The 14,162-nt window shown below is 73.9% G+C and carries 11 protein-coding genes; 5 read left to right on the forward strand and 6 right to left on the reverse strand.

The features are described from left to right. Nucleotides 1-14: 14 nt before the first annotated feature. Genes manD through AC3IX6_RS02235 form a run of 4 tightly spaced genes read right to left on the reverse strand, consistent with a single transcriptional unit; the run spans nt 15 to nt 4,342 of the window. The gene (gene manD / locus AC3IX6_RS02220) at nt 15-1,220 is read right to left on the reverse strand and encodes a D-mannonate dehydratase ManD (RefSeq protein WP_489371712.1); all 1,206 of its coding nucleotides are present in this window, start codon (nt 1,218-1,220) and stop codon (nt 15-17) included. Continuing rightward, the gene (locus tag AC3IX6_RS02225) at nt 1,108-2,691 is read right to left on the reverse strand and encodes an MFS transporter (protein WP_489368471.1); all 1,584 of its coding nucleotides are present in this window, start codon (nt 2,689-2,691) and stop codon (nt 1,108-1,110) included. The genes manD and AC3IX6_RS02225 overlap by 113 nt, the downstream gene beginning before the upstream one ends. Continuing rightward, on the reverse strand, nt 2,688-3,701 hold the full coding sequence (locus tag AC3IX6_RS02230; protein WP_489368472.1) for a PfkB family carbohydrate kinase: 1,014 nt from the start codon (nt 3,699-3,701) through the stop codon (nt 2,688-2,690). Before AC3IX6_RS02230 ends, AC3IX6_RS02225 begins: the two co-directional genes overlap by 4 nt. Next, on the reverse strand, nt 3,698-4,342 hold the full coding sequence (locus AC3IX6_RS02235; RefSeq protein ID WP_489368473.1) for a bifunctional 4-hydroxy-2-oxoglutarate aldolase/2-dehydro-3-deoxy-phosphogluconate aldolase: 645 nt from the start codon (nt 4,340-4,342) through the stop codon (nt 3,698-3,700). Before AC3IX6_RS02235 ends, AC3IX6_RS02230 begins: the two co-directional genes overlap by 4 nt. Before the next feature lie 86 nt (nt 4,343-4,428). Here AC3IX6_RS02235 and AC3IX6_RS02240 point away from each other — a divergent pair, with 86 nt between their 5' ends. Next, entirely contained in the window at nt 4,429-5,229 is an 801-nt protein-coding gene (locus tag AC3IX6_RS02240) for an IclR family transcriptional regulator (protein ID WP_489368474.1), read from the forward strand. Nucleotides 5,230-5,307: 78 nt separating this feature from the next. Here the strand turns inward: AC3IX6_RS02240 and AC3IX6_RS02245 are convergent, their stop codons facing one another. Both AC3IX6_RS02245 and AC3IX6_RS02250 read right to left on the reverse strand, forming a co-directional pair. Next, nucleotides 5,308-7,452 (reverse strand): tetratricopeptide repeat protein, encoded by a 2,145-nt coding sequence (locus AC3IX6_RS02245; RefSeq protein ID WP_489368475.1) that lies wholly within the window; start codon nt 7,450-7,452, stop codon nt 5,308-5,310. Between the two features lie 107 nt (nt 7,453-7,559). Next, nucleotides 7,560-8,603 carry a S66 family peptidase gene (locus tag AC3IX6_RS02250; protein WP_489368476.1) on the reverse strand — a complete coding sequence of 348 codons (1,044 nt, stop codon included), beginning with the start codon at nt 8,601-8,603 and terminating at the stop codon, nt 7,560-7,562. A gap of 122 nt (nt 8,604-8,725) precedes the next feature. Here AC3IX6_RS02250 and AC3IX6_RS02255 point away from each other — a divergent pair, with 122 nt between their 5' ends. The 4 genes from AC3IX6_RS02255 (at nt 8,726) to AC3IX6_RS02270 (ending at nt 14,140) form a co-directional block, all read left to right on the forward strand. Further along, complete coding sequence (locus AC3IX6_RS02255) at nt 8,726-9,241, forward strand: helix-turn-helix domain-containing protein (protein WP_489368477.1); 516 nt, start codon at nt 8,726-8,728, stop codon at nt 9,239-9,241. Further along, entirely contained in the window at nt 9,234-9,602 is a 369-nt protein-coding gene (locus AC3IX6_RS02260) for a DUF4180 domain-containing protein (protein ID WP_489368478.1), read from the forward strand. Before AC3IX6_RS02255 ends, AC3IX6_RS02260 begins: the two co-directional genes overlap by 8 nt. Before the next feature lie 129 nt (nt 9,603-9,731). After that, on the forward strand, nt 9,732-11,429 hold the full coding sequence (locus tag AC3IX6_RS02265; protein WP_489368479.1) for a sigma-70 family RNA polymerase sigma factor: 1,698 nt from the start codon (nt 9,732-9,734) through the stop codon (nt 11,427-11,429). Between the two features lie 191 nt (nt 11,430-11,620). Beyond that, nucleotides 11,621-14,140: a helicase associated domain-containing protein gene (locus tag AC3IX6_RS02270; protein WP_489368480.1), complete on the forward strand. Its 2,520-nt coding sequence runs from the start codon at nt 11,621-11,623 to the stop codon at nt 14,138-14,140. Nucleotides 14,141-14,162: the final 22 nt, after the last annotated feature.

The following is a 14,162-nucleotide window of genomic DNA, read 5'->3' on the forward strand; positions in this document are numbered from 1 at the left end:
TGCCCCGGTGCCGGCTACCAGTCGTGGACCGAGCCGTCGGCGAGGGTGTTGACCGGCAGGTACTTGCGCTCGTACGGGAAGCGGGCCGCGGCCTCCTCGTCGAACTCGACGCCGATGCCGGGGGCATCGCCGGGGTGCATGAGGCCGTCCTCGAAGGTCCAGGAGGTGGTGAACACCTCCCGGTAGGGCGGCAGGTGCTCCATGTACTCCTGCATCCCGAAGTTCTGGACGGAGAGGTCCACGTGCAGCGCGGCGGCGAAGGAGACCGGTGAGAGGTCGCCTGCGCCGTGCGAGCCGGAGCGGATCCCGTAGAGCTCGGCGAGCGAGAAGATCCTGCGGAGGTGGCTGATCCCGCCCGCGTGGGAGACCGAGGTGCGGATGTAGTCGATCAGCCGCTCGGTGATCAGGTGCTGGCAGTCCCAGATGGAGTTGAAGATCTCGCCGACGGCCAGCGGGGTGGTGGTGTGCTGCCGGATGAGGCGGAAGGCCTCCTGGTCCTCGGCCGGGGTGGGGTCCTCGATCCAGAACATCCGGAAGGGTTCCAGGGACTTGCCCAGGTGCGCGGCCTCGATGGGGGTCAGCCGGTGGTGCACGTCGTGCAGGAGGTGGAAGTCGTAGCCGAACTCCTCCCGTACGGCGGCCATGTACTGGGGCACCCAGTCCAGGTACTTGCCGGTGTCCCAGCACTCCTCGGAGGGCAGTTCGCCGTCGGCCGGCTCGTAGGTGTTCCCGTCGCCCTTGCGCATGCCGTAGACCTTGGCGACGCCGGGCACGGCGGCCTGGGCCCGGACGGCACGGAAGCCGCGGTCGCGGAACTTGGCGACGTCGTCGAGGAGTTGGGGGATGTCGTTGCCGCTGGCGTGCCCGTAGACGGTGACGCCGTCGCGGGCGGCGCCGCCGAGGAGCTGGTAGACGGGGAGCCCGGCGACCTTGCCCTTGATGTCCCACAGGGCCACGTCGACCGCGGCGATGGCGGTCATGGTGACCGGACCGCGCCGCCAGTAGGCGCCCTTGTAGAGGTACTGCCAGATCCGCTCGATCGCCGCCGGGTCCTTGCCGATGAGCAGCGGGCAGACGTGGTCCTCCAGGTAGGAGGCGACGGACAGTTCACGCCCGTTGAGGGTGGCGTCGCCGATGCCGGTGACCCCGTCGGAGGTGGTGATCTTGAGGGTGACGTAGTTGCGGCCGGGGCTGCTGACGATGACCTTCGCCGCGACGATCGTGCTCATGGTGGCTGCTGCCTCGCTTCTTCGAGAGGGGGAACGGGGGGAGGAGATGGCTGGTTCGGGTCAGGAGGATTCGGGTCAGGACGTGGGGACCGGGGAGCGGCTCGACCTTCTTGATCACCAGGCCGTAGGAGAGGGCGCCGACGACGGCGAGGGCTCCGGAGAGGGCCAGCGCCAACATGAAGGAGCCGGTGGCCGCGACGATCGCGCCGGTGATGATCGGGCCGAGGAAGCCGGCGATGTTGGAGGCGAAGTTCTGGATGCCGGCGAGGGAGGAGACCTGGCCGGGCTCGGGGGCGACGTCGGCCGGCAGCGAGGCCACCGAGGCGCCGGCGAAGGCGAGCGAGGCGCAGCAGACGGAGAGCAGCGCGATCATGCCGGCCGCGTTCTCGACGAAGACGGCGGGGGCGATGGCGGAGGCCCCGGTCATGCCCGCCACCAGGCAGGTCTTACGCGCCCGGTTGACGGACCAGCCGCGCTTGAGGAGGGAGTCGGCGACCGCTCCGCCGCCGAGGCTGCCGCCGATGGCGACGAATCCGGGGATCATGCCGAAGATGCCGAGCTCGGCAAGGTTGAAGCCGCGGTCCTTGACGAGGAAGGCGGGGAACCAGGTGATGAAGAAGAAGTTGCTGTAGTTGAGGCAGAAGAAGCCGATCATCATGCCCCAGACCGTGCGGTACCGGAACAGCTGACTCCACCTCACCTTCGAGACCGCGGTGCTGCCGTCCTCGTTCACGTCCTCCAGGCGCGCTCCGCCCTTGCGGATGTAGTCGAGTTCCGCCGCCGTGGCCTTCGGGTGGTCCTGCGGGTCGTGGTAGGCCTTCCACCAGAGCAGGACCCACCCGATCGCGAGCGCGCCGGCCACGTAGAAGGCCGTGCGCCAGCCCGCCCAGGCGATGAGCGCGGTGATGATCGGGAGCGAGATGACCGCGCCGATCCGGGAGCCGGAGTCCCAGATCGCATTGCCCATCGTGCGCTCGTGCTTGGGGAACCAGCGGGAGACCACCTTGGCCGAGGCCGGGTAGGCGCTGGCCTCTCCGACGCCGAGGCCGAGACGGGCGAGGACCAGTTCGACCGGGCCGCGGACCAGGCCGGTGAGCACGGTGACCGAGCCCCAGATGACGGCGCCGATCGCGAAGACGGGCTTCACGCCGTACTTGTCGATCAGCTTTCCGGCCGGGAGCTGGCAGAAGGCGTACCCGGCGAAGAACACGCCGAGCAGCAGGCCCTGGGTGGCCTCGCTGATGTGCAGGTCGTCGCCCATGAACGGGAGCGCCACGCTGAGGGTGGTGCGGTCCATGTAGTTGAAGACGAACGCGAGCGAGCACAGGCCCGTCATGTACCAGCGCAGGTTGTTCTTACGGCCCTTGGGGCGGGGCGGCAGCGCGCCCGGCGCCGCCCCTCCCCCTCCTTCGGCCCGCGCGGTCGTCCGGGTGGCAGCGTCCTTGCTGTCCACAGTGCTCATGTCGTCGCCTGTCCTGTGCCGAGGAGGTGGTCGCGGTGGGCGGCCGCCAGGGCGGCCGTCTCGGTGAAGTGCGGGATGCGTCCGGTGCCGCCGCGGCCGGACACGGAGAGGGAGGCCGCCGCCATGGCGTGGGCGACGGCGTCCGCGAGGCTGTCGCCGAGCGCGAGCCGGGCGGTGGCGGTGCCGGTGAAGCAGTCCCCGGCGCCGGTCGCGTCGACCGGGTCGGGGTTGACCGGGACGGGGAGGTACGCCGCCTCCGTGCCGTCGTCCAGCAGCAGCCGGCCGGCGCCCGCGGTGACCGCGACGGTACGGGCGCCCAGGGCCCGGTAGCGTGCGGCGGCCTCGGCCGGGTCGTCGGTGTCGACCAAGGCCAGTGCGTCGGCCGGGCAGGAGGTCTTCAGCAGCCCGGTCAGCGGGGCGATACGGGCCAGAAGACTGCGCGCCTCGCCCCGGCTGGTGAGCCGGGAGCGGAAGTTGGGATCATAGGAGAGGTGCCCGCCGGCTCCGTGCACGGTCCGGGCGGCGAGCAGGACGGCTTCGCGGCTGCTCGGCGACAGGGCGCCGGCGATACCACTGGTGATCAGGGCCTTGGAGCCGGTCAGCAACTCCCGCCAGGACTCGATGTGTTCCACGGAGAGGGTGGAGCCGGCGCTGCCGGTGCGCCAGTACACGAACTCACGATCGCCCTCGGTGTCGGCGCAGAGCAGGTAGGCGCCGTTCGGGCGCGGGGAGCGGCGTACGTGGGAGACGTCCACGCCGAGTCCGGCGGCGCGGGCCAGCAGCGGGACGCTCAGTTCGTCCTCGCCGACGACGGCGAGCAGGGCGGTGCGGGCTCCGGCGGCGACGGCGGCGGCCGCGGCGTTGAGGGCGTCTCCGGAGAAGGAGACGCGGGCGGCGGTGCCGTCGGCGGCGTCCCGCAGGGCCGTCTCGGCGTGGATCTCGACGAGGACCTCGCCGAGGACGAGGACGTCGTATCCCTGTGTCCCGGCCGCGCTCCCGGACCCGCTCACGACCGGCGCTCCCTGCCCGCGCAGTCGCCGCAGCAGGGCCGGGCGAGGTCGGCGAAGACGGCGGCCAGTTCGCCCGGGTCGGCGGGCAGACCGCTGCCTATCCCGACGGCGGCGGCCCCGGCGGCGAGCCAGTCGCGGACCTCGCCCGGCGCGATCCCGCCGGTCGGGATGATCAGGGCGTCGGGGAGCACGGCCTTGAGGGAGCGGATGAACTGCGGGCCGCCCACGTGGGCCGGGAACACCTTCGCCGCGCCGGCGGACCGGACGGCCGAGGCGATCTCCCCCGGGGTGAAGCCGCCCTCGATGAAGACGGCGCCGCGCTCCTCGGCGACCTCGCGGACCTCGGGGGCCGGGTAGGGCGAGATGAGGAAGGCGGCGCCCGCGTCGAGTGCGGTGTGCGCGGCCGCGGCGGTGGTGACGGTGCCGACCCCGATGAGGGCGGGCCGCCCCTGCGCGTCGCTGAGCGGCACGGTGCGGGCCACGGCCTCGGCCCAGCCGGGGGTGGAGGTGGTGAGTTCGACGGCGCGGCAGCCGGCGGCGAGCAGGGCGGTGGTGTGGCGGACGGACTCGTCCGCGTCGGCGTTGCGCAGGACCGGCAGCAGGCGCTGCGCGGTGATGGCCGCATACGGGTGACAGGACAAAGGACCCTCCATTTGTTCCACGTACTGGAACTTGGTATCGTGTAGCGGAACTTCTGATGCAGACCATACCCATCTCTGGAGATCCCTTGTCCACGGACGAAAGGCCCGAGAACGCAGAGGCCGAAAGCACTTCCCGCGGCGGCCGGACCTCCGCCGCGGGTACGGCGCTGGAGAAGTCGATGCGGATCCTGGAGGCCGTGGCCGCGCCCGGCGGCCCGCACCGGCTCACCGACGTCATGGCGGCGGCGGCCGTGCCGAAGTCGAGCACCTTCCGCATCCTGGCCTCGCTGATCGAGCAGGGCTTCGTACGCTCCGAGGGCGAGAGCCGCTACGGCGTCGGCCCCCGGCTGCGCGGACTGTCCGCCCTGGTCGCCGGCGGGGAACCGGCCAGCATCGAGCGGATCCTGCGGGACCTTCAGGAGGCCACCGGGCAGGCGGTCCATCTCGCCCTGCACAGCGGGGAGACCATCACCTACATCCGGAAGCTGGAGAGCACGCAGCCCTTCCAGACCGCCTCGCGGATCGGCATGCGGATGCCGCTGCACACGACCGCGATCGGCAAGAGCATCCTGGCCCAGCTGCCCGGGAACGAGGCCCGCGAGCTGGTCGCCTCGGCCGGGCTGGCTCGCCGCACGCCGAACACGCTCACGACGCCGCGGGCCCTGGAGGCGGAGCTGGAGGCCGTACGGGAGCGGGGGTTCGCCCTGGACGACGAGGAGAACGAGGCGACCATCCGCTGCATCGGCGCCGCGATCCTCGACACCCGGGGCCGCCCGATCGGCGGTGTCAGCATCACCACCGTCACGTTCCTGGTCTCCCGCACGGAGATCGAGGCCTACGCGCCCGCCCTGCTCGCGGCCACCCGGGCACTGGCCCCGCTCCTGTAGCCGCCCGCGAACGCCGGTCCGGGCCCGGTCGGTGCTCGGGGCCCGGTCGGTGCTCGGGGCCCGGTCGATGCTCGGGGCCTAGTCGGCGGTCGGCGCCCGGGCGGTGGTCGGGGCCCGGCCCGTGGTCCGGGCGAGCAGTTCCCGGGCCGTCCGCAGGTGCCGGTGGCCCGGCTCCAGGACGGACTCGGCCCGCGCCAGGGCGCCGGTCAGCACCTCGGCGGCCTCGGGAGCCCGGTCCCGGGCGAGCAGGACGCGGGCCCATTCCAGCCGGGAGTAGAAGGCGTGCGGGTGGTCCTCGCCGAGCACCCGGGTCCGGTCCGCGGTGAGCTGGGCCCAGGCCTCGGCCGCCTCGGCCGTGCGCCCGGCGCGGGCCGCGAGCGCGGCCAGGCTTCCCCGGACGGCCAGGGTGTGCGGATCGTCGGGGCCGATCCCCTCGGCGGCTTCGGCCTCGGCCAGCAGCTGCCTCAACTCGGCTTCCGCCTCGGCCGGTTCACCCGGCCGGAACCAGATCAGGCTGCGCCGCGTCGCCAGGACCTGCGGATGAGCCGCGCCGTGGACCCGTAAGCGGTCGGCCAGCAGCTCTTCCAACTGGCCCGCGGCCGCGCGGGGATCGCCGCCCTCTCCAGTGGAGTAGGCCAGCTGGTGACGGGCCGCCAGGGTGTCCGGGTGATCGGGCCCCAGCACCTCCCGGGCGTCCACGAGCAGCGCCGCGAACTGCGCCGCGGCGGCCAGGTTGTTCCCGGACTCCCCTACGAAGAAGGCCAGTTGATGCCGTGCGGCCAGGGTGTCGGGGTGCCTGGGCCCGAGCCGGCCGGCCCGCCTGTGGGCGATCCCGGCCAGATCGGCGGCGGCCCTGTGGGGCTTCCCGGAGTCACCGATGGCGATGGCCAGCGGCAGTTCGGCGCCGGGGACCCCGCCGCGCGAGGCGATGGAGAGGGCCTCGACGGCGCGCGCGAGGCGGCCCTCCTGATGGGCGACGAGCCCCATGTCGTAGGCGTCGGCCGGCTCCACCAGCGGCAGCAGCCCGCGCCACAGGTGGTCGGGCACGGGACCGTTGCCCGGCGCGTTCAACAGGTAGTCGAACGCGGTGAATCCGGCCCCGAAGTTGCCGATGAGCAGCCCGCTCGTGGCGTAGGCGGCGGCGCAGGCCCAGTCCATCGCCTCCGCGAACGGCTCGGGCTGGAGGTCCCCGCCGCCCCGGGCCGCCAGGTAGGGGGCGTGCAGCTCGCGCAGCCAGGCGCGGCTGACGGGGCGGCGCAGTCCGGCCCGGCGGCAGTCGACCGCCGCCGCGACCACGGCGGCGCCGCGCGGATTGGCCCCCGGGGACCAGGCGTTCTCCCAGGCCGCCAGGAGTTCCGGACCGGCCGCCAGCACCTCGGCGACCCCGAACCGCTCGCCCGCGCGCAGCGCGGCCCCGATGCGCGGATCCCCCTGGTGGGCGGCGGCCCGGCCGCGCTCCGCCCTGGACCAGTGCCGGGGCAGCCTGACGACCACCGCCTGGTGGAGCAGGTCGCGCTGGGCCCGCCAGGCGTCCCGGTCGGAGCCGGTGAGCCGGCTCTCCTCGCGGGCGTCGTAGCGCCGGTGCTCCTGGACCCGCATCGTCGCGATGACCACCGCCTTGCGCAGGGAGGCCAGTTGGGCTGTGCTGAGGCCGCCCGCGCCGAGGTAGTCCTCCAGGTCGTCGAGCCACAGCACCGCGCGCCGCCGCCGCCCGGCGATCCGTACCGCTTCGGGCAGCGCGGCGCGGGAGAGCGGGCGGACGAAGGCGTGCCGCGGGTAGCGGCTGCGGGCCACCTCGTAGGCGAGCCGGGTCTTGCCCGCCGTGGACTCTCCCACCACGAGGACGAAGCGGCTGCGCTCCAGGGCGGCGCGCAGTCCCGGTTCGGCGTCGCGCCGGATGTACGCGGGCGGGGCCGCGGGGGCCTCGGCCGGGTGGGCTCCGGCCAGTTCGGGGCGGTCCACGTGGCGCAGCAGCGGGATCCGGCCCGCCGCCGTACGGAGCACCTCCCCGGCGGCCCGGGGATCGGCACCCTCCCCGGGGGGCCGCATCCGCTCGGCGGCGAGTCCGGACAGCGTGGTGACGGCCGCGCCGATCCCGGCGGCCCAGGGCCCCGAGGTCCACACCGCCGCCAGCGCCACCGCACCCGCTCCGAGCCCTACCGAACCGAGGTATCCGGCCCAGCCCCGCGCCCGGCCGGATCCCCTCAAGAGCAACGCCGACATGCCGCCCCCAACACGTCCCGTGGGAGACCCATTGTCACCCCGGACCCGGGCGGGGGAACCCCAACGGAGCTACTGCGGAGGGATGTTCGTCAGTCGGCCCGGTTACTTCAGTAAGTGACGAAGATGCGGCGGGCCGGGCCGTCCACCCGGATCCGGCCACCGACGGGGATCACGATCTGCGGGTCGGTGTGCCCGAGGTCCACGTCGAAGACGGCCATGGTGCCGGGGGCGTACTCGTCGAGGGCGCGCAGGACCGCCTCGCGCTGCTCGCGGCGGTAGCGCTCCCGCTCCTCGGCGTCGAAGGGCTTCTCGAAGGACCAGCTCTTCGCCCGGCCCATCAGGAGGGCGGGGAACTGGCGCAGCAGTCCGCGCTCCCCCATGCTGCGCAGGATCCAGTAGACGTCCCGGGCGCTCGGCATGTCCTCCGAGGTCTCCAGGAAGAGCACCCCGCCGGCGTACTCCTCGACGGGCCGCAGCGCGCGGTCGGCCATCAGCAGCCAGGAGAGGATCTCCAGGTTCCCGCCCCAGCCGTCGCCCTCGACCACCCGGTCGGCGTTGCGCCAGGTCCAGCCTCCGGCCGGCTCCAGTTCCGGTTCGGCGTCGAAGGTGCGCGGGTCGTCCCAGGGGCCGTTGACGTCCCCGCTGGCGCCGGCGGCGGTCAGCTCGTACTCGCCCGAGGTGAACAGCGCCGCCCGCAGGGACCCGGCCGTGAGCGGGTTCAAGGCGCCGGGCCGTCCGAGCTCCACCATCACGGAGCCCCCGTGGTAGGCGACCAGCCCGAGGTCGCTCAGGTGCAGGAGCAGGTTGGTGTTGTCGCTGTAGCCGAAGAACGGCTTGGGGTTGGCGCGCAGGAGCTCGGCGTCGAGGTGCGGGAGCAGCGTGATCTGGTCGTCGCCGCCGATGGTGGCGATCACCGCCTTGATCTCGGGGTCGGCGAAGGCGGCGTGGAGGTCGGCGGCCCGCTCCCGCGGCGTCGCACCCATCTTCCGGGTGGTCGGGTACTCCACCGGCTCCAGCGCGAACTCCTCCCGGAGCCGGCGCAGCCCCAGCTCGTAGGGCTGTGGGAAGAGCTCGGGCAGACCGGCCGAAGGAGAGAGCACCGCGACGCGGTCTCCGGGGCGGGGCTTGGCGGGGTAGCGGGGATCCGTCATCCGGTGATCTTAGGAGCGGGCCCGACCGCCACCGAAGCGATTTTCGGGCCTCACCTTCTTCAATCCTCCGCAACCTTCCCTATCAGTCCTCATCTTCACTTCTTGAGGTAGGATTCGGCATGATGAGTGACGAAGGACGCGAGCTGTACTCGGTCGGCGAGGTGGCCGAGCTGCTCGGGCTGCACGTGCGCACCGTCCGGAACTACGTGCGCGACGGCCGGCTCAAAGCCGTCCGGATCGGCAAGCAGTACCGGATCAGCCGGGCGGACTTCGAGGCCCTCACCAGCCTCCCCGCCCCGGCCGCCGAGGGCCCTTCCACCGCCCGGGAGACGCCGCGGCGGCATCTGGAGGTGTCGAGCATCGTGCAGATCGACGCGATCGGCCCCGACGCGGCGAACCGGCTCGCGAACCTCGTCACGGCGAGCGCGCAGTCCCCGAGGGCCACCCCGGCCACGCTGCGCGTCCAGACGGTCTACGACAAGGAGCTGGCCCGCATGAAGATCGTGATCCTCGGCGACGCCGCCACCACCGCCGATCTGCTGCACCTGGTCGACGGGGTGCTCGGGCCGGGCAACGGCATGGGGAACGAAGTGGACCGCGGCACCGGCCACGACGCGGGGGCGGCGCACCGTGGCTGACCTCCTCGTGGAACACCACGGCGTACCGGTCCTGGTCTGCGCTGCCGACGGACCGCCGGTCGCCACCGAACAGGACGCGCTCGACCAGCTGATCGGCGGCGCCTTCTACCGGACCGACATCGTCGCCGTCCCGGTGGAACGCCTGGACGCCGGCTTCTTCGACCTGCGCAGCGGGCTCGCCGGGGCGATCATGCAGAAGTTCGTGAACTACCGGGTCCGCCTGGTGGTCGTGGGCGACCTCTCGCACCACCTGGAGGCGAGTCCGGCCCTGCGCGATCTCGTACGGGAATCGAACGAGGGCCGCCACATCTGGTTCCTGCCCGATCTCGACGCCCTGGCCTCCCGGCTCGCCCCGGCCTGAAGAACGGGGCAGGGCGCTCCGGATTCCGCATCCGCGGAATCGTTCGGCGGATAAGCGTTATCGGAGTCCCCCTCGACGGTCTCCCAGGTATTGGGCATCATCGAGCGCCGGTACGGACAGGGACTTTCCATGAACACTCAGCACACGGCAGCACTGGTGGCCGCGGCCCGCGCGGGAGATCCGCGCGCCCAGGACGACCTGGTCAGCGCCTATCTGCCGCTGGTCTACAACATCGTCGGGCGGGCCCTGAACGGGTCCGTCGACGTGGACGACGTGGTCCAGGACACGATGCTGCGGGCACTCGACGGGCTGGACGGCCTGCGCGACGACCACAGCTTCCGGTCCTGGCTGGTCGCGATCGCCATGAACCGGGTACGCGCCCACTGGCAGGCCCGCCGGAGCGCCCCCGGCGAAAGCGGCCTGGAAGCCGCCTGGGAGCTCGCCGATCCGGGCGCCGACTTCGTGGACCTGACCGTCGTACGGCTCCAGCTGGAGGGCCAGCGGCGCGAGACGGCCCGTGCCACGCGCTGGCTCGAGCCCGACGACCGGGCGCTGCTGTCCCTGTGGTGGCTGGAGTGCGCCGGGGAGCTGACGCGCGCGGAGATGGCCGACGCGCTGGAACTGTCCCCGCAGCACACCGCGGTACGGGTGCAGCGGATGAAGGCGCAGCTGGAGGCGGCCCGGGTGGTGGAGCGGGCGCTGGGTGCCCAGCCGCCCTGCGAGGACCTGCGGGCGATGGCGGCGAGCTGGGACGGGCTGCCCTCGGCGCTGTGGCGCAAGCGAATAGCCCGGCACGCCCGCGCGTGCCTGCGGTGCGCGGGGCTGTGGAACGGCCTGGTCCCGGCCGAAGGACTGCTGGCCGGGCTGGCGCTGCTGCCGGTCTCCGCGGTGCTGCTCGCGGGCGTACGGGCGGCCCTGGACTCCGGCTACACCTCCGCGGGCCTGGCCACCGCCGCCGCGTCGTACGGCCCTGACGGCTCCCCCGCCCCGGACGCCGGCCCCGTCGGCGGTGGCAGCGGCAGCGGTGCCGGTGACGGTGGCCTCGAAGCGCAGTTCGCCGCGGCGGGCGGCCCCGGAGACGGGCGCGCCTCGCTGCGCAGACAGCGGCGCACCCGCGGCCGGCGCCGGGTGATCGGTGGCGCGGTGCTCGCCGCCTGTGTCGTGGGAGGCGGGCTGACCTACCTCGCCACCCGCCCCGGCACCGCCTCCCCCGAGGTGCCTCCGGCCGCGCTCGTGGCGCCGGATTCGGGTACGGCCCTGCCCCCGGAGACGGCCTCCCCGACACCCAGCCCCTCGGTGTCCGCCTCTCCGAGTGCCTCGCCGAACCCCAGCCCCAGCCCCAGCCCCAGCCCCAGCCCCACCCCGAGCCCGACCCCCACGCCCACCCCGAAGCCGAGCCCGAAGTCCACCCCGCCGAAGAGCCCGGCTCCCGCCCCGCCGGGCGGCAGCACCGCCGCCCAGGTGATCTCCCTGGTCAACTCCGAGCGCGCGAAGGCCGGCTGCGGGCCGCTGAAAGAGGACGCGCAGCTGCGTACGGCCGCCCAGGGGCACTCCGACGACATGGCGCGGCGGGACTTCTTCTCGCACACCAACCCGGACGGCGCGGACCCGGGCAAGCGGACCACCGCCGCCGGGTACCGCTGGTCCACCTACGGGGAGAACATCGCGAAGGGGCAGCGGACCGCGGCCCAGGTCATGGATTCCTGGATGAAGAGCCAGGGCCACCGCGAGAACATCCTCAACTGTTCCTTCAAGGACATCGGCGTCGGCATCCACACGGGCGCGGGCGGCCCCTGGTGGACGCAGAACTTCGGCGCCCGGATGTAGTGGCTTGCCGGCGCGGCCGCGGCTCCCCGCACCGCCCCGGCCCGGGAGGCGCTCCGTCCGGCCCGGCCCCCGCCACGCTCCGCCCCCGCCTCGCCACGCTGCGCCGCACCCCCGTCTCCACGATCTCCCCGCAATGATTCAAAATGGGGGCAAGATAGAAGCTGGAAGCAAAGCGGCAGATCACGGTGGAGGTGGGGCGCATCAGCAGGCAGAAGCTCCGTCCGCACCAGCGCGAGGCCGTCGACGCCGCCGTGCGGGCGCTGGAACTGCCCGCCGGGCGCAGGGTCCCACGGACCGGGCTGCGTACGCAGGTGATCATGGCAACGGGTTCCGGCAAGTCGCTGGTCGCCGTGCACACGGCCGAGGAACTGCGGGCCGGCCGGGTCCTGGTGCTGGTGCCCTCCCTGGACCTCCTCGTGCAGACCGCGGCGGCCTGGCGCGAGGGCGGCCGGACGGGCCGTGCCTTCGCCGTGTGTTCGCTGCGCGGCGAGGACGCGGGGGTGCCCACCACCACCGATCCGGCCGAACTGGCCGGCTGGGCGGGCCCGCCCGTCGACCGGGTCACGGTGTACGCCACGTACGCCTCGCTCGGCCTGGGCACCATCGAGCGCGCGCACCGCGAGGGGCTGCCCGGCTGGGACCTGATCGTGGTCGACGAGGCGCACCGTACCTCGGGGCGCATCGGCAAGCCCTGGGCGGTGGTGCACGACAACGTCCGGATCCCCTCGGTCCGCCGGCTGTACATGACGGCCACGCCCCGGGTCTGGCAGGACGGCGAGGATTCCGCGTCCGCCGAGGCGGAGGGCGACGAGACCGCCGAGGGCTCCGCCCGGCCGGAGGCGGTGCGCGGCCGGGGCGACCTCGTGGCCTCCATGGAGGACGATCCCGACGGGCCGTTCGGCGCGCGCTGCTACACCCTCACCCTCTCCGAGGCCGTCGACCGGGGCATCTGCGCGCCCTACCGGGTGGTCTGCGTGGACGTCAGCGATCCGGAGTTCCAGGCGGCCGTCCTGCTCGGGCCGGACGGGCGCTCCGACTCCGTGCGCGGGGTGCGGCTCGCGGCGCTCCAGACGGCGCTGGTGACGGCGGCCGTGAAGCAGGGGTTCCGGCGCACGCTCGTCTTCCACCACCTGACCAAGGAGGCCGAGGCCTTCGCGGCCGGCCTGCCGGCGGTCGCCGCACGCCTGCGCGCCACGAGCTGGGCCCCGCGGCCGGTGTACCCCCGTAGCGTCTGGGCGGACTGGCTGTGCGGGCAGCACACGGCGGCGCACCGGCGCCGGGTGCTGGGCGCGTTCGCGGACGACCGGGTCGCGGACAAGGCCTTCCTGGGCAGTGTCCGGGTGCTGGGCGAGGGCGTGGACACCAAGGAGTGCGACTCGGTCTTCTGGGCCGACGTACGGGGTTCCATGCCCGACCTGGTCCAGGCCGTCGGCCGGGCGCTGCGCATCCGGCCCGGGGAGGGCAAGGTCGCCTCCCTCGTCGTGCCGGTGCTGCTGGGGCCCGGCGAGTCCCCCGAGACGATGCTGACCTCACGGGCGTACGGGGACCTCGCGCGGCTGCTGGAGGCGCTACGGGCCCACGACACGCGGCTCGTCGAGTCCCTGGCGCAGCCCCAGGCACCGAGCCGGCGCACGGCACCGGGCACGGGCGGCGCGGAGTCCGTGAGCGGCTCCGGGCTGCGCGGCGGCGCGGAGTCCCTGCTGAGCTTCTCCACCCCGCGCGACCCGGCGCTGCTGGCCGCCTTCATCCGGCTGCGGGTCCTGCACCCGGAGCACGAGCACTGGCGGCGCGGGGTGGAGGCCGCCCGGATCTACGCGGGGCGCGCCGGTGACCTCAAGGTGCCGTTCGCGTTCAAGGTGCCCGACAGCGGCGAAGCCGGGGCGGCGGCCGGCGATGCCCTCGGCGCCGGGGCCGCGTGGCCGCCGGGGCTGGCCCGGTTCCCGCTCGGCCAGTGGATCGCCGATGCCCGGCGCACGTACCGCCGCGGGGCGCTCGGCCACCGTCGGGTGGCGCAGCTCGACGAACTGGGCATGGTGTGGAGCCACTTCGACGTGGCGTTCGAGGAGGGGCTCGCGGCGGCGAGCGGCTGGGCCGCCGAGCACGGTCATCTGCTGCCTCCCGTGGACGCCACCTGGCGCGGCGCCCCGGTCGGGGTCTGGGTCAAGAACCAGCGGGCGGCGGCCCGCCGGGAGGGCCCCGGAGCCCTGTCCGAGGAGCGCCGGGAGGCCCTGGAGGCCATCGACGCCTCCTGGTGTCCGTCCTGGGAGATCTCCTGGCAGCGGGCCTTCCACCTGACCCGGGTCCATCTGGACGCGGGTGGCCCGCTCCCGGCGCGCCCCGGGGAAGCCGTGGTCCAGGGCGAGGACCTCGGCGTGTGGCTGCGCGGCCAGCGCGCGTCCTGGGAGCGTCTCGCCTGGGCCCAGCGCTGGCTGCTGGAGCACACCCTCGGGGTGGCTCCGGCCGAGGGCGCGGACCGGCCGAGGGCGCGGGTCGCCCACGCGGACGCGTGGGCGGCGCACCTGGAGGCGGCCCGGCTGTTCCACGACCGCGAGCGGCACCTGCGGGTGCCCCGTGCGCACGTGGAGCGGGTCGGCGACCGGGACGTGCGCCTCGGCTCCTGGATCGCCAACCAGCGCTCCCGCGCCGCGTCCCTCACCCCGGAGCGGACGGCCGCGCTGACGGAGCTGGGGATGCGCTGGTCGGCGTCCTGAGCGCCGGGCCGCCGGGCCCTGA

It is taken from the genome of Streptomyces sp. GL_141, assembly GCF_057834385.1.

What these genes read in the sequence shown, in the direction of transcription:
- AC3IX6_RS02225 (WP_489368471.1), bottom strand. Translation starts at nt 2,691, where the DNA reads ATGAGCACTGTGGACAGCAAGGACGCTGCCACCCGGACGACCGCGCGG.
- AC3IX6_RS02245 (WP_489368475.1), bottom strand. Translation starts at nt 7,452, where the DNA reads ATGTCGGCGTTGCTCTTGAGGGGATCCGGCCGGGCGCGGGGCTGGGCC.
- AC3IX6_RS02250 (WP_489368476.1), bottom strand. Translation starts at nt 8,603, where the DNA reads ATGACGGATCCCCGCTACCCCGCCAAGCCCCGCCCCGGAGACCGCGTC.
- AC3IX6_RS02255 (WP_489368477.1), top strand. Translation starts at nt 8,726, where the DNA reads ATGAGTGACGAAGGACGCGAGCTGTACTCGGTCGGCGAGGTGGCCGAG.
- AC3IX6_RS02265 (WP_489368479.1), top strand. Translation starts at nt 9,732, where the DNA reads ATGAACACTCAGCACACGGCAGCACTGGTGGCCGCGGCCCGCGCGGGA.